27 protein-coding genes are annotated in these 25,051 nt (G+C 61.8%); 13 read left to right on the plus strand and 14 right to left on the minus strand.

Annotated elements, in window-relative coordinates:
* Positions 1–88: 88 nt before the first annotated feature.
* Positions 89–322: a hypothetical protein gene (locus tag Q8L50_RS09845; protein ID WP_305348492.1), complete on the plus strand. Its 234-nt coding sequence runs from the start codon at positions 89–91 to the stop codon at positions 320–322.
* On the opposite strand, the gene gorA is transcribed toward Q8L50_RS09845, so the two are convergent.
* Together gorA and Q8L50_RS09855 are read right to left on the minus strand one after the other, a co-directional pair.
* A complete protein-coding gene (gene gorA / locus Q8L50_RS09850; RefSeq protein WP_305348493.1) occupies positions 314–1,696 on the minus strand; it encodes a glutathione-disulfide reductase in 1,383 nt (460 codons plus the stop codon). The two genes, Q8L50_RS09845 and gorA, sit on opposite strands and share 9 nt — an antisense overlap.
* A 182-nt stretch (positions 1,697–1,878) precedes the next feature.
* The gene (locus Q8L50_RS09855) at positions 1,879–2,769 is read right to left on the minus strand and encodes a LysR family transcriptional regulator (protein WP_305348494.1); all 891 of its coding nucleotides are present in this window, start codon (positions 2,767–2,769) and stop codon (positions 1,879–1,881) included.
* Between the two features lie 127 nt (positions 2,770–2,896).
* On the opposite strand from Q8L50_RS09855, the gene Q8L50_RS09860 reads away from it, so the two are divergent.
* Positions 2,897–3,565, plus strand: a complete 669-nt coding sequence (locus Q8L50_RS09860; protein ID WP_305348495.1) for a glutathione S-transferase family protein — start codon at positions 2,897–2,899, stop codon at positions 3,563–3,565.
* Complete coding sequence (locus Q8L50_RS09865; RefSeq protein ID WP_305348496.1) at positions 3,562–4,518, plus strand: pyridoxamine 5'-phosphate oxidase family protein; 957 nt, start codon at positions 3,562–3,564, stop codon at positions 4,516–4,518. Before Q8L50_RS09860 ends, Q8L50_RS09865 begins: the two co-directional genes overlap by 4 nt.
* On the opposite strand, the gene Q8L50_RS09870 is transcribed toward Q8L50_RS09865, so the two are convergent.
* Positions 4,515–5,348: a phosphatase PAP2 family protein gene (locus Q8L50_RS09870; RefSeq protein ID WP_305348497.1), complete on the minus strand. Its 834-nt coding sequence runs from the start codon at positions 5,346–5,348 to the stop codon at positions 4,515–4,517. The two genes, Q8L50_RS09865 and Q8L50_RS09870, sit on opposite strands and share 4 nt — an antisense overlap.
* Positions 5,349–5,463: 115 nt before the next feature.
* On the opposite strand from Q8L50_RS09870, the gene dbpA reads away from it, so the two are divergent.
* The 3 genes from dbpA (at position 5,464) to Q8L50_RS09885 (ending at position 8,889) form a co-directional block, all read left to right on the plus strand.
* On the plus strand, positions 5,464–6,933 hold the full coding sequence (gene dbpA, locus Q8L50_RS09875; RefSeq protein WP_305348498.1) for an ATP-dependent RNA helicase DbpA: 1,470 nt from the start codon (positions 5,464–5,466) through the stop codon (positions 6,931–6,933).
* Positions 6,923–7,660 (plus strand): SDR family NAD(P)-dependent oxidoreductase, encoded by a 738-nt coding sequence (locus Q8L50_RS09880; protein ID WP_305348499.1) that lies wholly within the window; start codon positions 6,923–6,925, stop codon positions 7,658–7,660. The genes dbpA and Q8L50_RS09880 overlap by 11 nt, the downstream gene beginning before the upstream one ends.
* A 356-nt stretch (positions 7,661–8,016) precedes the next feature.
* Complete coding sequence (locus Q8L50_RS09885) at positions 8,017–8,889, plus strand: transglutaminase family protein (RefSeq protein ID WP_305348500.1); 873 nt, start codon at positions 8,017–8,019, stop codon at positions 8,887–8,889.
* Positions 8,890–8,906: 17 nt separating this feature from the next.
* Here Q8L50_RS09885 and Q8L50_RS09890 read toward each other — a convergent pair whose 3' ends face one another.
* The 6 genes from Q8L50_RS09890 to Q8L50_RS09915 all read right to left on the minus strand — a co-directional run bounded on the left by Q8L50_RS09890 (position 8,907) and on the right by Q8L50_RS09915 (position 14,580).
* The gene (locus Q8L50_RS09890) at positions 8,907–9,869 is read right to left on the minus strand and encodes a branched-chain amino acid ABC transporter permease (protein WP_305348582.1); all 963 of its coding nucleotides are present in this window, start codon (positions 9,867–9,869) and stop codon (positions 8,907–8,909) included.
* 41 nt (positions 9,870–9,910) lie between these two features.
* Positions 9,911–10,795, minus strand: a complete 885-nt coding sequence (locus tag Q8L50_RS09895) for a branched-chain amino acid ABC transporter permease (protein ID WP_305348501.1) — start codon at positions 10,793–10,795, stop codon at positions 9,911–9,913.
* A 76-nt stretch (positions 10,796–10,871) separates the two neighbouring features.
* Positions 10,872–12,065, minus strand: coding sequence for an ABC transporter substrate-binding protein (locus Q8L50_RS09900; RefSeq protein WP_305348502.1), 1,194 nt, complete (start codon positions 12,063–12,065; stop codon positions 10,872–10,874).
* 63 nt (positions 12,066–12,128) lie between these two features.
* Positions 12,129–12,833, minus strand: a complete 705-nt coding sequence (locus Q8L50_RS09905; RefSeq protein ID WP_305348503.1) for an ABC transporter ATP-binding protein — start codon at positions 12,831–12,833, stop codon at positions 12,129–12,131.
* The gene (locus tag Q8L50_RS09910) at positions 12,833–13,606 is read right to left on the minus strand and encodes an ABC transporter ATP-binding protein (RefSeq protein WP_305348504.1); all 774 of its coding nucleotides are present in this window, start codon (positions 13,604–13,606) and stop codon (positions 12,833–12,835) included. Before Q8L50_RS09910 ends, Q8L50_RS09905 begins: the two co-directional genes overlap by 1 nt.
* 209 nt (positions 13,607–13,815) lie before the next feature.
* On the minus strand, positions 13,816–14,580 hold the full coding sequence (locus Q8L50_RS09915) for an SDR family oxidoreductase (RefSeq protein ID WP_305348505.1): 765 nt from the start codon (positions 14,578–14,580) through the stop codon (positions 13,816–13,818).
* 302 nt (positions 14,581–14,882) lie between these two features.
* Here Q8L50_RS09915 and Q8L50_RS09920 point away from each other — a divergent pair, with 302 nt between their 5' ends.
* Entirely contained in the window at positions 14,883–15,128 is a 246-nt protein-coding gene (locus tag Q8L50_RS09920) for a DUF6139 family protein (protein ID WP_305348506.1), read from the plus strand.
* Here the strand turns inward: Q8L50_RS09920 and Q8L50_RS09925 are convergent.
* The gene (locus Q8L50_RS09925; protein ID WP_305348507.1) at positions 15,125–16,357 is read right to left on the minus strand and encodes a DEAD/DEAH box helicase; all 1,233 of its coding nucleotides are present in this window, start codon (positions 16,355–16,357) and stop codon (positions 15,125–15,127) included. The two genes, Q8L50_RS09920 and Q8L50_RS09925, sit on opposite strands and share 4 nt — an antisense overlap.
* Positions 16,358–16,514: 157 nt before the next feature.
* Here Q8L50_RS09925 and Q8L50_RS09930 point away from each other — a divergent pair, with 157 nt between their 5' ends.
* Both Q8L50_RS09930 and Q8L50_RS09935 read left to right on the plus strand, forming a co-directional pair.
* Positions 16,515–16,862: a DUF6172 family protein gene (locus tag Q8L50_RS09930; RefSeq protein WP_305348508.1), complete on the plus strand. Its 348-nt coding sequence runs from the start codon at positions 16,515–16,517 to the stop codon at positions 16,860–16,862.
* Between the two features lie 169 nt (positions 16,863–17,031).
* Positions 17,032–17,562, plus strand: coding sequence for a DUF1236 domain-containing protein (locus Q8L50_RS09935; protein WP_305348509.1), 531 nt, complete (start codon positions 17,032–17,034; stop codon positions 17,560–17,562).
* 117 nt (positions 17,563–17,679) lie between these two features.
* On the opposite strand, the gene Q8L50_RS09940 is transcribed toward Q8L50_RS09935, so the two are convergent.
* The 4 genes from Q8L50_RS09940 to Q8L50_RS09955 are packed head-to-tail and all read right to left on the minus strand — an operon-like array spanning position 17,680 to position 21,010.
* Positions 17,680–18,294 (minus strand): 3'-5' exonuclease, encoded by a 615-nt coding sequence (locus Q8L50_RS09940; RefSeq protein ID WP_305348510.1) that lies wholly within the window; start codon positions 18,292–18,294, stop codon positions 17,680–17,682.
* A 21-nt stretch (positions 18,295–18,315) separates the two neighbouring features.
* Entirely contained in the window at positions 18,316–19,512 is a 1,197-nt protein-coding gene (locus Q8L50_RS09945; protein WP_305348511.1) for an amidohydrolase family protein, read from the minus strand.
* A 13-nt stretch (positions 19,513–19,525) separates the two neighbouring features.
* Positions 19,526–20,215: a TetR/AcrR family transcriptional regulator gene (locus Q8L50_RS09950; RefSeq protein WP_305348512.1), complete on the minus strand. Its 690-nt coding sequence runs from the start codon at positions 20,213–20,215 to the stop codon at positions 19,526–19,528.
* A gap of 21 nt (positions 20,216–20,236) precedes the next feature.
* A complete protein-coding gene (locus tag Q8L50_RS09955; RefSeq protein WP_305348513.1) occupies positions 20,237–21,010 on the minus strand; it encodes a ferredoxin--NADP reductase in 774 nt (257 codons plus the stop codon).
* Positions 21,011–21,203: 193 nt separating this feature from the next.
* On the opposite strand from Q8L50_RS09955, the gene Q8L50_RS09960 reads away from it, so the two are divergent.
* Genes Q8L50_RS09960 through Q8L50_RS09975 form a run of 4 tightly spaced genes read left to right on the plus strand, consistent with a single transcriptional unit; the run spans position 21,204 to position 25,031 of the window.
* A complete protein-coding gene (locus Q8L50_RS09960; RefSeq protein ID WP_305348514.1) occupies positions 21,204–22,826 on the plus strand; it encodes a 6-hydroxynicotinate reductase in 1,623 nt (540 codons plus the stop codon).
* Between the two features lie 10 nt (positions 22,827–22,836).
* A complete protein-coding gene (locus Q8L50_RS09965) occupies positions 22,837–23,745 on the plus strand; it encodes a UPF0280 family protein (RefSeq protein ID WP_305348515.1) in 909 nt (302 codons plus the stop codon).
* 22 nt (positions 23,746–23,767) lie between these two features.
* A complete protein-coding gene (locus Q8L50_RS09970) occupies positions 23,768–24,409 on the plus strand; it encodes an amino acid synthesis family protein (protein WP_305348516.1) in 642 nt (213 codons plus the stop codon).
* Between the two features lie 37 nt (positions 24,410–24,446).
* Positions 24,447–25,031, plus strand: coding sequence for an amino acid synthesis family protein (locus Q8L50_RS09975; protein WP_305348517.1), 585 nt, complete (start codon positions 24,447–24,449; stop codon positions 25,029–25,031).
* Positions 25,032–25,051: the final 20 nt, after the last annotated feature.

Below are 25,051 nucleotides of genomic sequence, written 5' to 3' on the forward strand. Positions count from 1 at the left end.
CGCCCGCTGACTTTGCAGAATTTGCGCCTTCTCCTAAAGTGCAGCCATCCCGTCAAGGTCTGTACCCGGCGTTTACCAAGGAGCTGTCATGCGAACCCAATCCACAAGTACCAACCCTTTTGCATTGATGATGGCCCCCGCGCAGGTGCTGGCGGCGATGGAGAAATCCGACGGGCTCAGAAGGCTGCAGCACCAGGTATTTCATCCGCTGGACACGCGCGTGAGGCCGCAAACCGATGCGGAGCTGGCTGCGTTTGACGCCGCCATAGAACGCGCCAACCTGGTATTACCGCTTGAGGCGGACGACAGCTTGTCAGTCTGAAGCGAAGGGGGTCACCGGCTCACGCATGGTGACAAATTCTTCCGCCAGGGTCGGGTGTATGCCGATGGTGCTGTCAAAAACCGCCTTGGTGGCGCCTGCTTTCATGGCGACTGCAAAACCCTGCACCACCTCGCCCGCGTCTGGCCCCACCATGTGCAGGCCAACGACGCGGTCTGTGGCGTCTTCGACCAGCAGTTTCATCAGGGTGCGTTCGGTGCTGCCGCTCAAGGTGTGCCGAAGTGGCTTGAAGTCCGTGCGGAAAACCGTGACTTTGCCAAACACTTTGCGAGCCTCCTCCTCGGAGTACCCCACAGTGCCGATGTTCGGGTGGGTGAACACTGCGGTGGGCACAAAGTCATAACTCATGCTGCGCCGCTTTTTACCTGCAGCCGGTCCCAGCAGGTGGTCCACCAGCACCATCGCTTCACCCAGGGCGACTGGCGTCAGTTGCAGGCGTGCCGTCACGTCGCCCAGTGCATAGACCGACGGCAAAGAGCTCTGGTAGTGGCTGTTGACTTCGATTGCACCCTTGTGGCTCAGTTTGACGCCGGCCGCTTCCAGGCCCAGGCCATTGGTGTTGGGCACGCGGCCTGTGGCGTACAACACCGCATCCACCGTCACCTGCCCAGCTCCGGCTTGAAGCGTGACCTGCAGGCCCGCTGCGGTTTTGCTGATGGCTTCTACCTCAGCGCCCAGGCGCAGGCGGACGCCGGTTTTTTCCATCTCGGTGGCAATGAAGCTGCGCACGTCGTGGTCAAAGCCCGTCAGTAACTTCTCGCCCCGATGGACCTGGGTCACCTCGGCGCCCAGTCCGTTGAAGATCGAGGCGAACTCGCAGGCGATATACCCGCCGCCCACTACCAGCAGGCGCTTGGGAAATGGCTCAAGATCAAACATCTGGTCCGATGTCACGATGTACTCGCGGCCCTCCAGCGCCGGTACCGTGGGTGTGCCGCCGGTGCTGACGAGGATGTTTTTGGCGCTGAAGGTCTGTTCTTCCACCTTCACGTTGTGGCCATCAATCAGCGTGGCCCAGCCGGTGATGATGGTGACGCCAGCGTTGGCCAGCAACTGGTTGTAGATGCCGTTGAGCCGGGTGATCTCACGCGCGCGGTTGGCCCTGAGCACGTCCCAGTTGAACACCGGCGCCGTGCCTGACCAGCCGAAGCCGTGCGACTCTTCAAAGGATTCCGCGTAGTGCGCCGCGTAGCTGTAAAGTTTTTTCGGGATGCAACCGACATTGACACAGGTGCCCCCCATGGCGGCCACCTCGGCGATGGCCACACGCGCGCCGCGCTGCGCCGCCATGCGTGCGGCACGTACGCCACCGCTGCCGCCGCCTATGACAAACAGGTCAAAGTCAAAAGTTTTCATGGATGGATGGTAATGCGTGTACCCCTTGAGCGTGTCTGCAGCGCATTGAACCTGCAATCGGTGGGGAATTTGCTACAAAAATAATAGCTGCTTGCGCATATAGGGTAGGGGCTGAGTGCTGTTTTTCTTGTCAGGTTGACGCCATGCTTGCAAACGGTGGCCGCGTTGGGCGCCCTGCGTGCTCAGTCCCGGAATTCGCGGAGCTCGTGTTTGATCCAGTCAATAAACACCCGGGTGCGGACCGGTAGCAAGCGGGCGTGCGGGTAGACCACGCTGATGGGCCGGGGGGGCGGTTCAAACGTTTCCAGCACAGTGCGTAACTGCTTGTCTTTGAGATAAGGCGCCACCTGGTAAGAGAAAAAGCTGCCCAGGCCGACCCCCGCTGCGCAGGCGGCCACGGCCGGCGCATTCTGGTTGAAGTCGAGGTTACCGCTGACACTGAGCCGCAAAGGCCGGCCGCCGTCGTTGAAGGGGCCCCAGGTAGGCGCATGGTCGGTGACCCGCACGCAGTTGGCCTTGAGCAGGTCTTTGGGGTGGCGCGGCGTTCCGTGGCGGCGCAGCCAGGCGGGGCTGGCCACCACAACACGCCGAATCTGTCCCACCGGCTGGGCTACCAGGGTGGAGTCGTCCAGCGCACCTATGCGTATGCCCACGTCAATGCCTTCTTCGAGCAGATTGACCACGCGATCTGCCAGCACCATGCTGCAGCGCATCTTGTCGTATTGCTGCACAAAACGTGTGACGGCCGGGGCCACATGCATTTGCCCGAACAAAATGGGCGCAGTGATGGTCAGCTGGCCGGCCGGTTCGGCGGCGCCGGCTGAGAGCGCGGCTTCTGCGTCGTCGAGTGCCGCAAGAATCTGGCGGCAGCTTTCCAGGTGCCGCCTGCCTTCTTCGGTCAGCGAGATGCGCCGGGTGGTGCGGTTGAACAGGCGCACGCCCAAGGCCTGCTCCAGAGCGGCCAGGGTGCGCACCATCGCCGGCAGCGAGGTTTCCATGGCACGTGCCGCAGCAGTCAGGCTGCCTTCTTCTGCAATCCGGATAAAGGCCTGCATGGCCCTGAGTTTGTCCATGCCCGCATGCTAAAGCCCGAATGGGAATTAGTCCATTGGATGGATTAGTTAATTCCGTTTTAAGCCATTTATTCATTCATATGGAGTAAACACAATGGCGGCTGCTTAACCACTTTTGAAGGCTTTCATGACTGCAAGCACCGCTACAACAGCAACCCACCCGGCATGGCCAGCGCAGCCGATCAGGCTTTACCGTGTCGCCATATCGGGCCATTCGCACCGGGTTGAGCTGTTTTTATCTTTGCTGGGACTGCCGTTTGAGCGGGTGGAAATTGATCTTGCTGCCAAGGGCCACAAGAGCCCGCAGTTCCTGGCGATGAATGCATTTGGTCAGGTACCCGTGATTCAGGATGGGGACGTCACGCTGGCCGACTCGAACGCGATTCTGGTGTACCTCAATGCGCGTTATGCCGCTGATGCCGAGCAGTGGCTGCCCCGCGAGGCGCTGGCGGCTGCACGGGTTCAGCGCTGGTTGTCGGTGGCGGCGGGCCCGCTGGCTTTCGGGCCTGCTGCCGCCCGCGTGATCCAGCTTTTCGGGCGGCCCGAAAGCGCGGAGGCGGTTGAGCGGGCGCACGCGCTGTTCGGTGTGATGGAGCAGCAGCTCGGTCAGACGCGTTTTCTGGCTGGTGAAACTGCCACCCTGGCCGACATTGCCAACTACAGCTATGTGGCGCGTGCCCCTGAGGGCAAAGTCTCGTTGCAGGCGTATCCGGAGCTTCGCGCCTGGCTGACCCGCATCGAGGCGCTGCCGCGTTTTGTGCCCATGGTCAAAACACCTGTGGGGCTGGCCCCATGACTGAGCCGACCTTTCATCAGGGGGAGCGGGCTGTGCAGCAGCGCGTTGGCGTGCAAGAGCGGATGGCGCAGGTCGGCCCGCGCGTGATCCGCGATTTCATGCCGGACCAGCACCGCGCGTTTTTTGCGCAGCTTCCCTTTGTGATCGTCGGCACGGTGGACGGGGCCGGCCAGCCCTGGGCTTCGGTGCTGGCCCAGCCGATCGGGTTTATCGAGTCGCCGGATCCGTGGCATCTGCTGCTGCACGCACAGCCGCTGCGGGGCGACCCGCTGGAAGGCACGCTGGCCGATGGCGTACCCATAGGCCTGTTGGGCATTGAGCCGCACACACGGCGGCGTAACCGCATGAATGGGGTGGTGCAGGGCCTGACGCCTACCGGATTTGAGGTGGCCGTGAGCCAGAGTTTTGGCAACTGCCCCAAATACATCCAGGCACGCGAGCCGGTGTATGTGGGTGGTCATCACCCGCTCAAGGGCCAGGTTTTTGACTCGGCTGGGCTTGATGACGCCGCGCGGCGCATGGTCGAGGCAGCAGACACGGTGTTTATCGCCAGCGCCTTCGCCGGTGACAGCGCGCAGGCCGGACAGGCAGGCGGTGTGGATGTATCGCACCGTGGCGGCAAGCCCGGTTTTGTGCGGGTGGACGCCAACAGTGTGCTGACCATGCCTGACTTTTTGGGTAATTTTTTCTTCAACACCCTCGGCAATATCGCGCTTAATCCCCGTGCTGGCCTGCTGTTCATTGACTTTGCCAATGGCGACCTGCTCTATCTGGCGGTGACGGCGGAGATCATCTGGGACGGGCCCGAGCTGCAAGCATTCGAAGGGGCGCAGCGCCTGCTGCGTTTGAGGGTGCAGACGGCCAGACGGCTACAGGCCGCGCTGCCCCTGCGCTGGGGTGCTGGCCAGCTGTCGCCCGCGCTGGTGCACACCGGTTCGTGGGCGCAGGCTTAGCCTGGCCGCTTGAAGCTCAGGCGGTAGCGAATCAGCTCCAGCGTAGCTATACACACGGCGAGCCAGGCGGTTCCAGAGGCAAAGCCCGCCAGGACGTCGCTGACAAAATGAACCTGCAGGAAAACGCGGCTGCTGCCCACCGTGAAAGCCAGCACCGTGGCCAGCAACACGGCCACCAGGCGCACGCTGGCTGGCCAGTGTGGTGGCAACAGGCGCACCAACAAATAGGCCAGCATGCCGTAGGCCACGACTGAGCTGGAGGCGTGGCCACTGGGGAAGCTCCAGCCATCTGCAAACACCAGCGACTGGTCGTGAGCTGGGCGGCTGCGTGCAAAGATGGCCTTGAGCGCAGGGTTGAGCAGCGCATTGCCGACAATCGCCATTACCCATCCTGCGGCCAGCCAGGGTTGACGCTGTACCAGCAAAATCAGGGCGACCAGCAGGCACAGCACCGCCAGTGTCACCGGATCACCTAGATGCGTGAGCGCTGCAAACACGCGCAACACGCTTTTCGAGCTGCTGTCGCGTAGGGCATCTGAGAAAAGCAGGTCCAGCCGGCCCAGTTGCGGGCCTTCCCCCAGCATTTCCGCGACTTCGGCAAACAGCGCAGCCGCGCTGGCGATGATGCCAAAGCCCAGGGCCAGATAAGCAGCCAGGTAAACCAGCGGCGGCCAGCGGCTTTCTTCGCGACGCAAGCCGTAGCGCTGAGCCAGCTGCCAGAGTACGGCCACACCCACCAGCACCAGCAGCAGCGCGGCGCCAAACGCCAGCAGGGCATGGGTGCCCAGCGCCTGGACCGACGCCGTGACGGCAGGCGAGTCAGGAGTCATGGCGGGCGGTCGGCCAAGGGTGCGGGTGGTTTCGCATGCCCGCCAGCTTATAGGGTTTGGACGGGATAAGCGGCCCCAAAATACGCTGAAAGGTCCCGGTCACGATAATCGGTGTATGACCCAAGCTACTTTCCCTTCTCCGGCAGCTGCTGCCGCGACCTCCGGTGCGGGAGACGTTGGCAACGATTTCAGCACCCTTTCCCTCAATCCTGCCACCCTGGCCAACCTGACTTTGCTGGGCTACACCCGCATGACACCGATCCAGGCCGCCAGCCTGCCGGTGGCGCTGCTGGGCAAGGACCTGATCGCCCAGGCCAAAACCGGCAGCGGCAAAACCGCCGCCTTTGCGCTGGCCCTGCTGGCCAACCTTAATGCGCGGCGTTTTGCGGTGCAGGCCATGGTGCTGTGCCCCACGCGTGAACTGGCCGATCAGGTGGCCACGGAAATCCGCCGCCTCGCGCGGGCGGAAGAAAACGTCAAGGTGGTGGTGCTGTGCGGCGGCGTGCCTCTGCGCAACCAGACCGCCAGCCTGGAAAATGGTGCGCACATCGTGGTCGGCACGCCGGGCCGCATCATGGACCATCTGGCGCGCGGCAACCTGACGCTGGAAGCCATGAACACCCTGGTGCTCGACGAGGCCGACCGCATGCTGGACATGGGTTTTTTCGACGACATCGTCACCGTTGCCAAACAGTGCCCGAAAGAGCGCCAGACCCTGTTGTTTTCGGCGACCTATCCCGAGGGCATCGCGAAGCTGAGCCAGCAGTTCATGAAGACACCGCACACCATCCGGGTAGAGGCGCAGCATGAAAAAACCAAGATCCAGCAGCGCTGGTACCAGGTGCCCGACAGCGACCACGACGAGGCCCGCCTGGGCGCGGTGGCGCAGGTCTTGCGCCATTTCCGTCCCGCCAGCACGCTGGCCTTTTGCAACACCAAGTCGCAGTGCCGCTCGCTCGTGGCCTATCTGAAAGCGCAGGGCTTCAGTGCGCTGGCGCTGTTTGGTGAACTGGAGCAGCGCGAGCGCGACCAGGTGCTGGTGCAGTTTGCCAACCGCAGCTGTTCGGTGCTGGTAGCCACCGATGTGGCGGCGCGCGGCCTGGACATCGCGCAACTGGCGATGGTGATCAACGTTGACGTGACGCCGGACGCCGAGGTGCACATCCACCGCATTGGCCGCACCGGCCGCGCCGACGAAGAAGGTTGGGCCATCAGCCTGGCCAGCATGGACGAGATGGGATACGTCGGCAAAATCGAGGTGTTGCAGAAAGCCGAATCGGAGTGGCACAAGCTCGGCGAACTGACTTCTGCCAGCAACGAGCCCCTGCTGCCACCCATGGTCACCTTGCAGATCGTCGGCGGCCGCAAGGAAAAAATCCGCGCCGGTGACGTGCTGGGGGCGCTCACCGGTGATGCCGGCAACATTCCGCCGTTCACGCGCGAACAGGTCGGCAAGATCAACGTCAACGAGTTTTCCACCTATGTCGCTGTGGACCGAGCGCTGGCCAGCCAGGCGCAACAAAAGCTCGCCAATGGCGGTGTCAAGGGCAAAAGCGTGAAGGTGCGCTTCATGGATGAAGCCTGAAGGCGCCCTTGCAGCGCAGGCGTCGCGCGCCGGCCTGGCGGTGGTAGTCGGTGCCGGCGGCGGCCTGGGCGCTGCCCTGCGGGCGCAGTTGCAGGCAGACGTTTCTTATGCGCGCGTGCTGGCGCTGGGGCGCAACAGCGAGCTCCATATCGACTACGCCGATGAGGCCAGCATCTCCGCAGCAGCACACGAGGTTGCGGGCATCTGCGCCGAGTCCGGTCTGGAACTGAGGCTGTTGCTGGTTGCCAGCGGATTTCTGCACGGCGAGGCAGGCCAACCCGAGCGCAGCTGGACCCATCTGGACATGGCCTACCTGCAGCATGTTTTTCTGGTGAATACGCTGGGGCCGGCGTTGTTGATCAAACATTTGTTTCCGCTTCTGCCCAAGCGCGGGCCATGCGTGGCCACCTTTGTCTCGGCCCGGGTTGGCAGCATTGCCGACAATGCGCTGGGCGGCTGGTACGGCTACCGCGCATCCAAGGCGGCACTGAACCAGCTCGTCAAAACCGCATCGATTGAGCTGACGCGCCGCAACCCGGACAGCGTCTGTGTGGCGCTGCACCCTGGCACGGTGGACACGGCATTGAGCCAGCCTTTCGCCAAAACCGGGCTCAAGGTACGCCCGCCGGAACAAGCTGCCACCGAGCTGCTGGGTGTGCTTGCGGGCCTGAAGCCGACAGATACCGGGGCGCTGATGGACTACCAGGGGCAGACCGTGCCTTTTTGACAGATCGTGAGATGAAAAAGGCCTCCAGCCCTTATTGGTAAAGCGTAAGCAGCTATTAAAATAATAGCAAATTGATTTACCCAGTGCGCGCGTCTGTAGGCGGACAAGCCCGCTGCTGGTCGGACAGGACGCCTTTGGCTGTGGGCCTGCGACGCCTGTGTGGTGCCAGTTTGTCCCGACTTGCCAGAAAGTGCGCCGGCGCAAGCCACAATGACAGAGAGTTGCTTTGGCGCGCGTCTGAGTGCGCAAGGCTATCTACCGGCGCCCGTGCCGCTCGCCGCAAAGCGCGAGCTCCTCTGCAACCCGCCTGCACGCCACGCGCGTGCAAAAGGCACCACCGTTTCAGGAACGCCAACATGGTCAGGCTTAAATTTTCAATCGAACTGGCTTACCAGGTCGCCGACGCGGGTTGTGATTTTCTTTTCAACATTCACGCCGCTCAAACACCCCAGCAAAACGTGCTGGGCGAAACCCTGGGCATCAGCCAGATCCTGCAGTCCGACCTGTATACCGACCCGGTCAGCCACAACCGCTACCTGAAATTCAGGGCAGCGCCCGGCCCGCTGACGGTCAGTTATGGCGCTACGGTGGATGTGCACCACCACCAGGCGCCGCCCGATAACCTGCAGGAAATTGGTGTGCTGCAATTGCCTGGACAGGTACTGCCCTATCTGTACCCCAGCCGATATTGCCAGTCAGACCGACTGCACCGGTTGGCGGTCAAGGAGTTTGGGTCCTTGCGCCAGGGCTACAGCCGGGTGCAGGCGATCCGGGACTGGGTCAACCAGCGCGTCACTTTCACCTCCAACAGCTCGACCGGCTACACGACGGCGGTAGACACGCTGATCGACGAGGCGGGTGTCTGCCGCGACTTTGCGCACCTCATGATTGCGCTGTGTCGAGCGGTCAACATTCCGGCGCGTTTTGTCAGTGGTATTGATTACGGCGCCGATCCAGCCCTGGGCCCGACCGACTTCCACGCCTATGTGGAGGTGTATGTGGGCCACCGCTGGTACCTTTTCGATCCTTCGGGCACCGCGATCCCCATGGGGTTTGTGCGTTTTGCCACCGGGCGCGATGCAGCTGACTGCGCGTTTGCCACCCTGTTCGGCGGGGTCAGCGCTTCAGCGCCGCTGATCAGTATTGAGGCCCTGCCCGACGACCAGGGCAAGCTGGTACTGCCGCGACACCTCAGTGATGCCTTGTCCAGCGCGGGCGCCGACGACTAGGAGCTGCGTGCCCGGTTTCAGGCGTCCTGGCCGGTGGCAGCGCGCCGGCGCCGCTCCAGATATGCCTGAAGCTCGCCGACCACGCCCTTGCGGAAGGTCAGCACACACATCACAAAAATCACGCCAATGATCACGGTGACCCAGGAGCCGACCTTGTCGGCCAGCAGGTTTTGCAGCGAGATCACAATGCCCGCGCCAAACACCGGGCCGAAGAATGTGCCGACGCCGCCCAGCAGGGACATCAAAATCACCTCACCGGACATGGACCAGTGCACATCGGACAGCGTGGCAAAACCCATCACCAGCGTCTTCAGCGAACCGGCCAGGCCGGCCAGTGCTGCCGACAGTGCAAAAGCCAGCAGCTTGTAGCGGTCCACCTGGTAACCGAGAGAGATGGCACGGGGTTCGTTTTCGCGGATCATCTTGAGCACCTGGCCAAACGGCGAGTGAACAATGCGCGAGATCACCAGAAAGCAGGCCACAAATACCGCGACCACGAGGTAATACATGGTGGTGTCTGACTCCAGCGAGATCAGCCCGAACAACGCACCGCGCGGCACACCCTGCAGGCCGTCTTCACCGCCCGTAAAGGATGCCTGCAGGCAGACAAAATAAACCATCTGCGCAATCGCCAGCGTGATCATGGCGAAATAAATGCCCTGACGCCGGATGGCCACCGCGCCCACCACCAGACCGATGAGGCCGGAAGCCACCACACCGGCGGCAATGCCCAGCTCGGGCGTCCAGCCCTGCGACTTGATGAACCAGCCGGTGACGTAGGCAGCCGAGCCAAAAAAAGCGGCGTGGCCGAAAGACAGCAGGCCGGTGAAGCCGAGCAGCAGGTTGAACGCGCAGGCAAATATTGCGAAGCACAGCAGCTTCATCACAAACACCGGGTACAGGCCCAGCATGGGTGCGACCAGCGCCAGAATCAAAAGCGCAATGTAGGTGATGCGGGTGAGCTTGGCGGCGCGGGTCATCAGCTTGTCGTAGGCGGTGGGTTGGAGGGTGGTGGTCATGGTCATGCTTCCTTGCCGAACAGGCCGGCGGGCCGGATCATCAGCACGATGACCATGATGACAAACACCACAATGCTCGAAGCTTCGGGATAGAACACGCGGGTCAGCCCTTCGACAATTCCCAGACCCAGGCCGGTGAGGATAGAGCCCATGATGGAGCCCATGCCGCCAATGACGACCACTGCAAACACCACAATGATCAGGTTCGAGCCCATCAGCGGATTGACCTGGATGATGGGTGCAGCCAGCACGCCGGCCAGCGCCGCCAGTGCAGCGCCGGCACCATAGGTCAGCATGACCATCAGCGGAACGTTGATGCCGAAGGCCTGCACCAGGGCGGCGTTTTCAGTGCCGGCACGCAGGTAGGCGCCCAGCCTTGTTTTTTCGATCAGGAACCAGGTGCCCAGGCAGACCACCAGCGATACCAGCACCACCCAGGCGCGGTAATTGGGCAGGACCATGAAGCCCAGGTTGGTGGCGCCTGACAGCAGTTCAGGCACCGGGTAGGACTGGCCGGATACCCCGTAGAGTTCGCGGAAAATGCCTTCGAGAATCAGTGACAGGCCAAAGGTCAGCAGCAAGCCGTACAGGTGATCGAGTTTGTACAGGTGCTTGAGAAAAACCCGCTCTATCACCACGCCTATGGCACCGACCGTCAGCGGCGCCAGCACCAGCGCCATCCAGTAATTGATGCCGAGCTTGTCGAGCATGATCCAGGCGGCAAATGCGCCCAGCATGTAAAGGGCGCCGTGCGCAAAATTCACAATGCCCAGCAGGCCAAAAATGACAGCCAGCCCGAGGCTGAGCATGGCGTAAAACGCGCCATTGACCAGGCCCAGCAGCAGCTGGCCCAGAAAAGCCTGGTGGGGAATACCGAAAATTTCCATGGAGGCCGTTCAGTTCATCTAAAAAAAGCGGCCGGCTGATTGGCCTGCCGCTTTGTCTTCCAGTTTTATGATCAGCTTACTTTTTCAGCAGCGCGCATTTGGATTCGGCTACCGTGGTGAAAGCCTGCTCGCCTGGAACCTTGGCGATCATCTTGTAATAGTCCCAGGGTGTCGTGGAGTCCTTGGCTGCCTTGACTTCAAACAGGTACATGTCGTGGATCATGCGGCCATCGGCGCGAATCTGGCCCTTGTTGTAGAAATCGTCAATCTTCATGCTTTTGAGCGTGGCCATGACTTTGTCGGCATCTGTCGTGCCTGCGATCTGTACGGCCTTGAGGTAGCTCGTCGCGGCTGAATAGTCGGCGGCCTGCAGGCTGGACGGCATGCGTTTGTATTTTTCAAAGAAACGCTTGGCAAACTTGCGCGATGCGTCGTCCTGGTTCCAGTACCAGCTGTCGGCCAGTTGCAGGCCCTGCGTGTTGGCCAGGCCCAGGCTGTGCACGTCGTTGATGAACACCAGCAGCCCAGCCACTTTCATGGTCTTGTTGATGCCGAATTCCTTGGCGGCTTTCATTGCGTTGGTGAAGTCACCACCGGCGTTGGCCAGGCCCAGAATTTGTGCCTTGGAACTTTGAGCCTGCAGCAGGAAGGACGAAAAGTCGGAGGCGTTCAGCGGATGCCGCACCGCGCCAGCCACGGTACCGCCATTGGCTTTGACCACGGTGGACGCGTCGCCTTCAAGCGAGTAACCGAAGGCGTAGTCAGCCGTCAGGAAGAACCAGTTCTTGTTGCCGGCCTTGACCAGGGCGGAACCGGCCACCTTGGCCAGTGCCACGGTGTCGTAGGCGTAATGCACGGTGTAGGGTGAGCAGTCTTCATTGGTCAGGCGGGCCGAGCCGGCACCAATCACGATGAAGGGGCGCTTCTTCTCGGACGCGACTTTGGACATGGCCAGCGCGGTGCCCGAGCTGGTGCCGCCCATCAGCATGGACAGGCCATCCTTGTCTATCCATTCGCGTGCCTTGGAGCTGGCCACGTCCGCCTTGTTCTGGTGGTCAGCGGTCAGCACTTCGATCGGACGGTTCAGCACCTTGCCGCCAAAATCCTGTGCCGCCCATTTGATCATTTCACCGCCGGCCGGGCCGTCGATGTCGGCATAGAGGCTGGACATGTCGGTGATGAAGCCGATTTTCACGGGGCCGGTGTTCTGGGCAGACACTGCGGCGGAAAAGCCGATGGCCAGTGCGGCGACTAGGGTTTTGAGTTTCATGGGGTCTCCTGGTTGGTTGGGATCGAAAAGCGAAAACGGTGGTGGATGCAGTCGGGCGCGGGCTTACACGCCCAGGTATTCCTGCAGCATGCCCATGTTCTGGGCCAGCTCACTTTGGGCAAACTGCTTCACGATGGTGCCGTGCTCCATCACGTAAAAACGGTCAGCCAGCGGCGCTGCAAAGCGGAAGTTCTGCTCCACCAGCACGATGGTGTAACCCTTGGCCTTGAGCGTGAGGATCATCTCGGCCAGCTTTTGCACAATCACCGGTGCCAGGCCTTCGGAAATTTCGTCGAGCAACAGCAGGCGTGCGCCCGTGCGCAAAATACGTGCAACGGCGAGCATCTGCTGCTCGCCGCCTGAGAGCCGTGTGCCGGGGCTGGAGGCACGCTCTTTCAGATTCGGAAACATGGCGTAGATCTCGTCCAGGCTCATGCCGCCCGGCGCAATGGTGGGCGGCAGCATCAGGTTTTCTTCGGCCGTCAGGCTGGCAAAAATTCCGCGTTCCTCGGGGCAATAACCGACGCCCAGGTGTGCCACCTTGTGCGGCGCGAGCTTGATGGTTTCCTCCCCCTGGATGCGGATAGAGCCTTTGCGCGCGCCGGTCAGGCCCACAATCGCGCGCATGGTGGTGGTGCGGCCGGCGCCGTTGCGTCCCAGCAGGGTCACCACTTCGCCTTCATGCACCGTCAGGTTGACGCCATGCAGGATGTGCGACTCCCCATACCAGGCGTGCAGGTCTTCTATTTTCAGGAGCTCCTTTGACATCAGTGGGCCCCTTGCAATTCGGTATTGGCGGTGCCCATGTAGGCCTCGATCACCAGTGGATTGCTGGAGACCTCCGCGTAGGGGCCGTCGGCAATGATGGCCCCGCGCTGCAGCACGGTGATGCGGTCCGCTATCGACGCGACCACACTCATGTTGTGTTCCACCATCAGGATGGTGCGGCCTATGGAAACCTTCTTGATGAGCTGGGTCACGCGTGCCACGTCTTCGTGGCCCATCCCTTGCGTGGGTTCGTCCAGCAGCATGAGTTCCGGCTCAAGTGCCAGCGTGGTGGCCAGCTCCAGCGCGCGTTTGCGGCCATAGGGCAGATTGACCGTCAGCTCGTCGGCAAAGTCCTGCAGATCGACCTGCGCGAGCAAGCGGCGGGCCTCGTCATGCAGGTGAAACAGCGTGCTTTCGGCTTTCCAGAAGTGAAAAGAGGTGCCCAGATTGCGTTGCAGTGCCGCGCGCACGTTCTCAAGCACCGTCATGTGCGGAAACACCGCAGAGATCTGGAATGACCGGACAATGCCGCGGCGCGCGGTTTGAGCAGGCTTTTCGGTGGTGATGTCGATGCCGTTGAACAGGATGGTTCCTGCGGTGGGGTGCAGGAACTTTGTCAACAGGTTGAAGAAGGTGGTTTTGCCTGCGCCATTGGGCCCGATCAGCGCATGGATGTGGCCGCGCTGGACTTTGAGGTCCACCTGGTTGACGGCGACAAAGCCCTTGAACTCCTTGGTCAAGCCCTGCGTTTCAAGAATGAACTCCGCTGACAAATTGCTCTCCGGCTGACAGACATGAAGGTGGCAGGCAGACAAGCCCGCCACAGAGAGTTGGATGCTAACGACTTGCTTGGTAGCGGGTGAGCGGGTTAGGACTTAGGTAGTTTTACTTGCTGCCCCGAGAGGGGCGGCGTCAGAGTTTTGTCAGAAAAAGTAAAGGGCCCGTTCTCCCGGGTTTGCCGCTTGAAAAGTTGCTTGCGCGTTCAGCGCGCATGCGTCACGCCGCCGTCGACCACCAGTGTGGAGCCCACCACGTAGTCGCCTGCACGCGAGGCCAGGTAAATCGCCGCACCGGCCATGTCGTCGTCCTGCCCCACGCGCCCGGCGGGAATTCGCGCAGCAACCGCGTCACCATGGTCGCGTGCGTCCTTGTTCATGTCCGAGGCAAAGGCGCCGGGGGCAATGGCGCTGACCACGATGTTGTCTTCGATCAGGCGCAGCGCCATGCGCCTTGTCAGCTGTATCAGGCCGGCCTTGCTGGCTGCGTAAGAGTAGGTCTCCATCGGGTTGACGGAGATGCCGTCGATGGACGCGATGTTGATGACCTTGGCGGGCCGCTGCGCTGCCGACTTGCGCAGCAGGGGCGCCAATGCCTGCGTCAGGAAGAACGGTGTTTTGAGGTTCAGGTCCATCACCTTGTCCCAGCCACTTTCGGGAAACTCGTCAAACGGCGCGCCCCAGGCTGCGCCAGCGTTGTTGACCAGAATATCCAGCTGGGGTTCGTGGCGGGCGTAAGCCGCGACCAGCGCGGCAACACCCTCCGCGGTGGACACGTCGGCAGGCAGCGAGACGCAGTGCCCCAGACTGGAGAGTTCTCTGGCGGTCTGGTCGCAGGCGGCGGCCTTGCGCGCCGAGATGTAAACGCGAGCGCCGTGCGCCAGAAAACCGGCGGCAATCATGCGGCCAATACCGCGTGAGCCGCCTGTGATCAGCGCGCTGCGGCCCTGGAGAGAGAAAAGATCGTTCATCAATGGCTCCTGTGGATGGGTGTGCGGTAGGAAAGCTGGTTGCGGCGCAGCATACTTCGTATCGCGGCGTGGATGCGTCACCTGCGTGTCTGCCGGAATTGCATTGCGGGTTTTCGAAGGTTTATGCAAAAAATGCCTCCAGCCCTTGTCTGGCATGCGTGAATAGCTATCAAAAACGCAGCAAAGCTTGACGCAGCGGAAAGCGCCGACAGGGTTTTTCGGGCAAACGCGGGTTTCTCCTACAGCGCAGCTGTGTGGCGACGATAAGGTGGAAGCTCAGCAAACCGAGCGAAGGAGCAACCATGCGACTGGATATTTACCGCCGGGCCGAATCAGGCCATCGTTATTCCTACCTGGCCGTGCCCGAGGGGCGGCTCATTCCGGAAGAGGCGACCAACACCGATTGGGAGTCCGAGGCGCGGGGTATCGAAGGCGGTGCACAGGCCGAGCAGCTTGGCAAATACGCCATTGCCCGGCTTGAAGAGCAGATCAGCGAAAAGGGTTATGCGATGACCAGCGTGAGCGCCAGGGTGGCAGCGCCAGACTAAAGACCGCTTGCCGCTGCGCGCAGCTTGTCTTTTTTGCTGGGCCGCTTGCCCTTGATGCCGCCGGTCGACGGTGCTTCTGCCGGGGCCACCCGCAGCGGTTCAAACCCGGCGACCTGCTCGCGCGGCAGCTGGAGTTGCTGGTGTTTTTCAATCAGACGCCAGTGCGCCTCGGTGTCCGCACTGACAAAACTCAAAGCCAGCCCGCTCTCGCCGGCGCGGCCAGTGCGCCCTATGCGGTGCACATAGTCCTGCACCGAGCGCGGCAAATCGTAGTTCAACACCACCGGCAACTGCGCGATGTCGATCCCGCGCGAGGCCACATCGGTGGCGATCACCACCTTGAGCCGGGAGGCCTTGAAGTCGGCCAGCACCTGAGTGCGTTTGCCCTGGCTCAACTCGCCGTGGAAAGGTTCGGCGTTGATGCGGGCCTTGCGCAATTTGTCGGCCACCATTTCTGCCGCATGTTTGGTGGCCACAAACACCAGTACCCGGCGCCAGCCGTTTTGCCCAATCAGATGGCGCAGCAACTGGGTGCGGCGGCCCGGGTCCACCGCGATCGCGCGCTGCATGATGTCGGGTTCACCCTCGGGTTCGGCCGGTGCATCGATGTGCACCGGTTCGCGCAACAGGCCTTGTGCCAGTGCCTGCACGGCCGGCGGAAAGGTTGCCGAGAAAAACAGGGTTTGCCGCTGCGCCGGCAGCAGCGCCAGGATGCGGCTCAGTTCCTCGGCAAAGCCCAGGTCCAGCAGGCGGTCGGCCTCGTCAAGCACCAGTGCCGCGACGCCTGACAGCACCACCGCGTTGTGGTCGGCCAGGTCCAGCAGCCGGCCCGGCGTGGCCACCACGATATCGGCGCCGCCGCGCAGATGCATCATCTGCGAGTTGATGGACACGCCGCCGAACACCACAGCGATCTTCAGCGCCTGCGGCAGGTGCTGGCCCAGGCTGCGGATTTCCTCGCCGACCTGCGCCGCCAGCTCACGCGTCGGCACCAGCACCAGCAGGCGCACACGGCGTGGCTTCTCGCTGGGTGCCTGCTGCAGCAACTGCAACAGCGGCAGCGCAAAGGCAGCGGTTTTGCCCGAACCGGTCTGCGCCGAGGCCAGCACATCGCGGCCCTGCAGCACGGCCGGAATGGAGGCTGCCTGGATCGCCGTGGGGCTGAGGTAATCCCTGGCGCTGACGGCGCGCAGCAGGGCGGGGGACAAGCCCAGGGAAGTAAATGGCATGAACAAGGGCTTTGTGAAGTGCAGGGGCCGGAGCGCGCCCGGCAAACGCCCAGTTTAAGCCCGTCAGGCCAGCCGCGCTGCAGGGCAAGCCGCATAATCGACAGATGGCGAACCGGCTCTTTTCAGGGGACCGGCACCTACTGACTTCAAGGCACCCGTGAAAAAGACATTCAAGCTGAACATCGAAGGCAAAAACCGCGACCGCGTGCTCGACGCGATCAAGCACGACATCCGCAAATACGTCAAACGCCAGCGCCGCGTGCCCTTGCCCGAGGGTGTGGATTTCTGGGATTTCGACTGCCGCTTCGGCGCCAGCGAGGAGGCGGCAACGGTGGTGCACTTCGCAACCATGATTCCGCTGGTGGATGCCGCCGCAAAAGACGGCGCCGATGCTTTTTACCTTGAGTTGCTTGCCAAAGAGGGACGGCGCACCCAGCGTCCGCGTTCCCTGGATGCGCAGGCCGACGGCGAAGCAAGGACGCAGGACACCGTACCCGGCGAGTGAACCTGCAATGGCTCAGCTTTAACAGGAGAGGATGTTCCGTGGGTCGGCACCATGTGCGAGCCGCCCAGGTTGATGACCTACTTCCACAGGGTGAAAAATCCTACGCCCCAGTGCAAAAAAAAGTGTCAAGCTGATTCACAAGCCAACTTCGGCCTAAAGGAAACACGCCATGACTTATTTTTCATCGAAAACCCGCATCGTGACATTGGCCATCGCCACCCTTTTACTTGCAGGGCCTGCATTGTCAAAGGGCAAGGATGATGATGACAACCGTGGAAAAGGCAACGGCAAGCACTCCCAGAAGGCGGAAGAAAAACAGGAAAAGCGTGAGTCCAAGGAGCAGGATAAGGCCGCCAAGCGGGAGCGCAAGGAAATTCAACCCGGCACCTACTTCAACGATCAGCAGCGGACGGTTGTGCGCCAGTACTACGTGCAGAATTACTCCAACGGCAAAAAATGTCCTCCCGGCTTGGCCAAGAAGAACAATGGCTGCATGCCTCCGGGCCAAACGCGTAAGTGGGCCGTGGGCCAACCGATTCCACGAGGCGTCACGGTCTATTCGGTGCCTCAACCCGTCATTGTGCAGCTTCCGCCAGCACCGTATGGCTACCGCTATGCCCGCATTGGCGGCGATATCGTATTGGTGCAGCAACAGAACAACCTGATTGTGGACATCATTCAGGGTCTGCTCGGCGGCTGATACCGGTTGATGGCCCGGCGAGTCGTGGTCTGCGTGAGCAGGCCAGGCTCGATGAGTGAAACTGCCTGGCTGTGATTTTCAGAAGAAGCAGTTTCCAGCGGCATACAGCCCCAACGGTCAGGGTTCGCATGCCTGGCCCGGTGGCAAGCCCAGCGCGTCAAAGACCAGCAGTGCGGCCCAGGCGTCGTTGGCTGCATAAATCAGCTGACTTTCGCTCAGTTGCCGGTTGGCCCAGTTGGAGGTGGTGGCTTTTCTGGACTTCAGGAAGCGCCGCTTGAAGAGTAGCGCCACCGCACCGCGTACGCCAAGCTCCTTGACATAGCCTTGTTTTCTGAACACCACGTTCAGGTCCAGCACCTTGCGCGGCTCCACCCCCAGGGTGCGTCGAATCTGGGTGTGGTCGCCCGCCAGGCCAAAGCCGACCTTCATGACGGTTTCTGATTCCAGCAAGGCCGAGACCACTTCCCGGCAGCGCGCATCAAACAGCTGGAACACCCAGGCCTTGCGCAGCGTTGACAGTTGCACCACGTGCGGGCCTTCGGAAACCTGGTCGCGGAAAAAAGTCGGTTTGGACTCGGTGTCAAAACCCAGCACAAGGCTGGTCGACAGTTCGGCCCACGCCTGGTCGGCCTGATGCGCGGTGGACACCAGCACGATATCGCGCAGCTCCAGGCGGTCCAGGGGCGCAAGTGCCGAGAGTTCTTCCTTGGTGGGTGAAAGAATGTGAGGCATGTTCAGCGCCCGCGTGTGGCATCAGGCATGGGATAACACGCTCGGGATTGTCGTGGCGGGGGGCGTGTTGCGGCTGCGACCGCAGCGCACCAGCCCATCAATCATGACCATGCCGACGCCGGGAATGTCACCCCGCTGCACGCTGTCCAGCAGGTCGCGTCCGGCCGTGTGCTGGGCCCTGTCCATGAAGACAAAATCGGCATCACGCCCGACTTCGACCAGCCCGCAGTTGAGCTTGCGGATGCGTGCGGTGTTGCCGGTGGCAAAACAAAAGGCCAGCTCCGCCGGAATATTGCCCAGGCTCGATAGCAGCGAGATCAGGCGCAACATGCCCAGCGGCTGCACGCCCGATCCGGCCGGTCCGTCGGTACCCAGGATCACGCGGTGCGGGCATTTGAGCTGCAGGGCAGCCTGAGCCGCGGCAATCGCGACTTTTTCATTGCCGTTGTGGACAATCTCGATCGCGCGCGAGGATTTTTCGCAGAGTTCGCAGACGTGGTTTTCGGACAAGGACGTGTGCCCACCGTTGATGTGGCCAATCACATCGGCATCGGCTTCCAGAACGACATCCTTGTCGATCAGGCCGGAGCCGGGGATCGACGGGCCACCGGTGTGGATCGTGCTCTGGATGCCGTACTTGCGCGCCCAGGCCACCATCTCTTTTGCTTCGTAACCGGCCTTGACTGAGCCCAGGCCCACCTCGCCGAGCAGGCCGACGCCGGCTTCGGCCAGTTCCTTGAAGTCCTGCTCCACCATGCCCTTTTCAATGATGGGTGCGCCCGCCAGCACCTTGACACCACCGGGCCTGAAATTGTCAAACGCGCGCTGCGCGGTGATGGCCAGTGCTTTCAGGCCAACAATGTCTTTGGGACGTCCGGGTAGATGCACCTCACCGGCCGAAATCATGGTGGTGACGCCGCCGTGCATGGTCGAATCGATCCAGCCGATCTGGTTTTGCCGTGGCGTCCAGTCGCCAAAAACCGGGTGCACATGGCTGTCGATCAGCCCGGGTGCGACACAGGTCTGGTGCGCGTCGATCACGGTTTGTGCATGGGCCATATCGCAGTCTTTGGCCTTGCCAACAGCTACAATCAGGCCGTCGTTCACCACAATGGTGTCTGCATCCAGGATCGGCCTGTCGATATCTCCCGACAGCAGCAAGCCGATGTTGGTAATGACCACTTTGCCTGATTTTGCGCTTGCTGCCACTTCTGCCATGGGAGTCTTTCTGCTAGGGGTTGCGCAACACGGTGCGCAGCACAGTGCTGATGATGAAGTCCTGCCAATGCGCCAGTGCTTCGGGTGCCTGCAGATCTTCGCCCAGGAAGGCCGACAGCGTGTGGCGGTTGGAGATGTAGAAATAGCCGGTTGCTGCAATCAGCAGGTAGACGTTGCGGGCAGAGACATCGGCGCGGAACACCTCTTTGGCCACCCCGCTTTCCAGCAGTTGCCGGATGATGGCAATCGCCGGCGAGGAGTATTCCCTGGCGCGCGCCGACTTGGCAATGTGTTTGCCCCGGTGCAGGTTTTCGGTGTTCAGGAGGGTGATGAACTCAGGATTCTTGCTGTAATAGCTCACCACAAACCGGATGACATCCTCGAGCGATTCCACGGGCCTTTCGATGTCAAGGTCAAGAGCAAGTTCGGCATCATTCATGCGCCGGTACATGTCTTCCAGCACCTCGATGAACAGGCCTTCCTTGCTGCCGAAGTAGTAATAAATCATCCGGTCATAAGACTTGGCCGAGCGCGATATTTTTTCCACACTGCCGCCGTCATAGCCGTAACGCGCAAACACCTTGGTGGCTGCGCGCAGGATGTTGTCGCGCGTAGCTTGTGCTGCCTGCTCGCGCACGCCTGGGCGCTTGGCCGCAGCGAGCCGTACAGCCGGAGAGCGTGAAGCCGGTGTTTTGGTGGTCATGCAAGAGCCGGGTAGCCCCGCTTATTGCTCGGCGAAGGCACGTTCAATCACAAAGTCGCCGGGCTTGGAAGTATTGCCCTCCATGAAGCCGCGCTTTTCCAGCATGTGTTTGAGATCCTTGAGCATGCCCGGGCTGCCGCAAATCATCACGCGGTCGCTGGCCGGGTCGAGCGCTGGCAGCTTCAGATCCTCAAACATCTTGCCGGTTTCCATCAGGTCTGTGACACGCCCCATGTTGCGGTAACTTTCGCGCGTCACCGTGGGGTAATACAGCAGCTGCCTGGAGATCAATTCGCCTAAAAACTCGTGCTGCGGCAGGTGCTCCACCACGAGGTCGTGGTAAGCCAGCTCGTCGGCCTGGCGCACGCCGTGCACCAGCACGATCTGCTCGAAGCGCTCATAGGTCTCGGGGTCGCGGATGATGCTCATGAACGGCGCCAGGCCGGTTCCGGTGGACAGCAGGTACAGTCGTTTGCCGGGCAGCAGGTAGTCAATCACCAGCGTGCCGGTTGGTTTGCGCCCGACGATGATCTTGTCGCCGACCTTCATGTGTTGCAGGCGCGAGGTCAGGGGGCCGTCGGCCACCTTGATGCTGAGGAACTCCAGGTGTTCCTCGTGATTCGGGCTGACGATGCTGTAGGCGCGAAGCAGGGGTTTGTCATTGACGCGCAGGCCGATCATGGTGAAGTGGCCGTTGCTGAAACGCAGCGATGTGTCCCGCGTGGTTGTGAAGGTGAACAGCTTGTTGGTCCAGTGGTGCACGGACAGGACTGTCTCTTCGTTGAAAGCGCTCATGGTGGTGTTCGGTGGTGAGGGTCTGTGGATTTCTGAAAATAAATTGTACGCTGCATGCAAATCCTATTGCGTCAAAAATTCACATGCGCTACAGTAATTTTAAATGTAGCGAACGCAACATATTGATTAAGTATGCACTACATGGGTGCCAGTGCACCAGAATGAACAGCTTGACCCCACAACACGCGCAAAAATGACGGAACATACCAAGACTGACGGCTTGCCAGGCATGGAGTCGCCCGCGTTTGCGCAGGTGCTGGAAAAAGCCCGGCCGCGCAATGAGCGCATGACCAGCGAAAAGATCGAGTGCAACGCCTGCCCCGTGCTTTGCCAGATTTCTGATGGCCGAAGTGGCGCCTGTGACCGTTACGCCAATCACGGCGGCACCCTGGTGCGGGTCGATCCGGTGCTTTTGCTGCGCCGGACCCTGCTCGATGACGAGCCGCGGGTGCTGCCTTTTGCCGGACGCGCGGCAGCCGCGGTGGCTGATGCCGAGGGAGCGCCGCCGGCCCAGGCTGTCTGGAATGGCGATTTGCTGCTGGCCAATGAGGTGTTTGTCACCGGCGTCGGTTCCTCCACCACCTACCCCGACTACAAACCCGCTCCCTTCATCGTGTCGTCGCAGGTAGAGGGTGTCGATATGGTCACCGTCGTCACCGAGGGCATATTCAGCTACTGCAGCCTCAAGGTAAAAATAGACACCGACCGCTTCCTCGGGTCCGAGCAGGCCAACGTCCGTTGCAAGGGCGAGGTGGTGGGCCATGTGACGACAGCAGAGTATGGCTCGCAGATGCTGTCGCTGGGCGGCGTGCACCACCTCACCGGTGGCAGCAAAAAAGAGGGCCGCGTGACCATGGACATGATGCAGTCGCTGGGCAACAAGCAGGCGGTGGAGTTCACGATTGACGGCGGCTCGCAGATCGTGATCCAGGCGGGCCGGGCGCCGATTGTCAATGGGGTGGAAGAGCGGCGCATGCGGGTCGGCTGCGGCTCGGCCACCATCGGCATTTTTGCCAAACAGTTTTTTGGCCTGCTCGATGAGGTGGTGGTGGTGGACGACCACATCACCGGGGTGCTGACGGAGCACCAAGCCGGCCGCTGCCTGGACATGCGCGCGTCGGGCATCAGGATGCGCGGGCGCAAATCGACCCCGGGCCGGTATTTTCAGGTGGCCAATCCCGGCACCGGTTGGGGTGGCACCGACATCGCTGATCCCTTGTCCATCATCGAAAGCTGGGATCCGGCTGTGGCCTGGCCCGGCCTGCGGCTGCTGATGACGTCGACCACGGGGGAACACGCGAGCTGGTATGTGCTCAATGACGACCTTCATCCTGTCGAGCAGGACATGCCGGCAGCGGTGGCTCTCATCGTTGCGCGTATCGGTGAGAACTGCGAGCCTTCGCTGTCTACGGTGCTGTTTCTAGGCGGGGCCGGCGGCAGCCTGCGTGCCGGGGTCACCGAAAACCCGGTGTTGCTGACGCGGGCCATCAAGGCTGCGCTGGTCAATGTGACTTGTGGTGGCGCACCAGCCTATGTCTGGCCCGGTGGTGGCATCACGGTGATGGCTGACGTCATGCGTATGCCGGACAACAGTTTTGGCACCGTGCCCACACCGGCCATCGTTGCACCGATTGAATTCAGCATGAAGCTGGACGACTACCGCGCGCTCGGCGGGCACATGGACCATGTGCGTACGCTGGCTGAAGCTCTGCGCCTGGGTGCCTGGCACAACGAAGGCGCGCCCTCCGCGCTGGCCTGGGCTGCACTGCCCGCGGCCAATCCATGGCCGCTGGGGCGACCGCCCCTGCTTGGTTGATGTTTCAGACATGAGCGCCCACCGTACCCAACTGGCCGATGGCCGATGGCATTTTCAGCATGGGCCTATGGACATCGTTCTTGGCGCAAGCGGCAGCCCTGCGGTTGTGGCGCGTGCGCACGAGGACGCATGGACACGTTTCAGTGTCATTCTCGATGAGTTGGTGCAGGAGCTGGCGCTGCTTCGCCGACCGGTGCAGGGCCCTTGCCCCTTGCGCGGACCGATTGCCCGGCGCATGTGGCAAGCCTGCCAGCCGTATCAAAGCGCTTTCATCACGCCGATGGCGGCGGTGGCCGGATCGGTCGCACAGGAGTTGATTGCCAGTTATGACCATGAGGGGCTGACCCGGGCCTGGATCAATAACGGCGGTGACATTGCTTTGCACCTGGCGCCCGGTGAATCGGCGCGGATCGGCTTGTATGCCGATATCGCTCGGCTGGACGGGCATGAGCTGCGCGGGGGTATTCGGACGGACGGGCAGTTTAAAGTCTCCAGCTGGCTGCCGGTGCGCGGTGTCGCTACCAGCGGCTGGCGCGGTCGCAGCTTTTCCATGGGTATCGCCGACAGTGTGACGGTTTTGGCGCGCACCGCCTCCGAGGCCGACGCAGCCGCCACCGTGATTGCCAATGCGGTGGATGTGCCAGACGCGCGTATCCTGCGGCGCCCCGCTTGTGAGCTCAAGGACGACAGCGATCTGGGGAGCTTGCCGGTCACGGTGGATGTTCCGGCGCTGGATGCGGCGCAGGTGCGGCGGGCCCTGCAGGCAGGTTTGTTGCGTGCCCAGGCTCTGCGCGCGGCCGGCCTGATCTGGTCTGCGGTGCTGGTTTGTCAAAATCAGGTGATCAGCACCGATACTTCAGGCTTTACAGCGCTGGCCCCGCAGCCTGTCAGCAGGCAGCATGGTTCGGTATTTGCTTGATCACAGGGATGGACCTAAGGCGATGATTGAAATACGACGCATCTTCACGCACGTTGAGCAGATACTGCACGAATTCGGCCCGGTGCCGCCCGTGCCGCTGCTGCGCGGCGCGATTGGCGTCGTCGTGACCAACCCTTTCGCTGGGCGTTACGAGCCGGACATCCTGCCGATGATGGTTGCGCTGGACCCGGTGGGGCTGGACATGGCGCAGAAGCTGCGTGCTGCAATGGACGTTCGCGCTGAGCGTATCGAGGGTTATGGCAAGGGCGCCATTGTGGGTGCGGCAGGGGAGCTCGAACACGGTGCGCTCTGGCATGTGCCTGGCGGCTACGCCATGCGCGAACTGCTGGGCTGGAAGGGTGATCCCAAGGCCTATGCCAAAGGGCAGGGCGAGGAAAAAACCGGGCAGCCCGGGAATGCCTTGTCCATCGTGCCCTCGACCAAGAAGGTAGGCGCACCCGGCACGGCGCTGGATGTACCGCTGACCCATGTCAATGCCGTTTATGTGCGCAGCCACTTTGATGCCATTGAAGTGCGGGTCCCCGGCGCGCCGCTGGCAGATGAAATTGTGTTTATCCTTGCCATGAGCACCGGCCCGCGCATTCATGCGCGTGTGGCCGGTCTGGCGGCAAGTGCCATCAGCAAATGGGACGGTTTGCGCTGAGCAGCGCCGCCACGACCATCCACCCAGGGACCATGACATGACAGCCAGTATCCGAAAAATCATTGTGCAGGTCGATGAGACCCGCATCGAGATGGGTAAAACGATTGATCCACCCACGCGCCGGGCGCTGGCCATGGCGGTGATTCACAATCCTTTTGCCGGCTCGTACACCGAAAATCTCGACGAGTTGATCGCTATTGGCGAGGAGCTCGGTGGCCTGCTGGGCAACAAATGTGTGCAGGCCCTGGGTATTTCGCCCGGCCAGGCGCACAGTTATGGCAAGGCCGCGATAGTCGGAGAGGCCGGCGAGATCGAACATGCGGCTGCCATCCTGCACCCCAAGCTCGGTGCACCCTTGCGGCAAGCGGTCGAAAAAGGAGCGGCGCTGGTGCCCTCCAGCAAAAAACGGGGCGGGCTCGGTACCGCCATCGATGTACCGCTGGGGCACAAGGACGCCGCTTTTGTGCGCAGCCATTTTGATGCGATGGAGGCGCGGGTGGCCGATGCGCCACGCGCCAACGAAATAGTGGTGGCTGTCGTGGTGACAGACAGCGGCCGACCTCTCCCGCGCGTGGGCGGCTTGCAGATCCACGACATCAAAGGCGAGGATGGGCTCCGGTAAGCCGGGCACATCACCAATCA

This window comes from Polaromonas sp., from assembly GCF_030680935.1.
Taxonomy (GTDB): domain Bacteria; phylum Pseudomonadota; class Gammaproteobacteria; order Burkholderiales; family Burkholderiaceae_C; genus Polaromonas.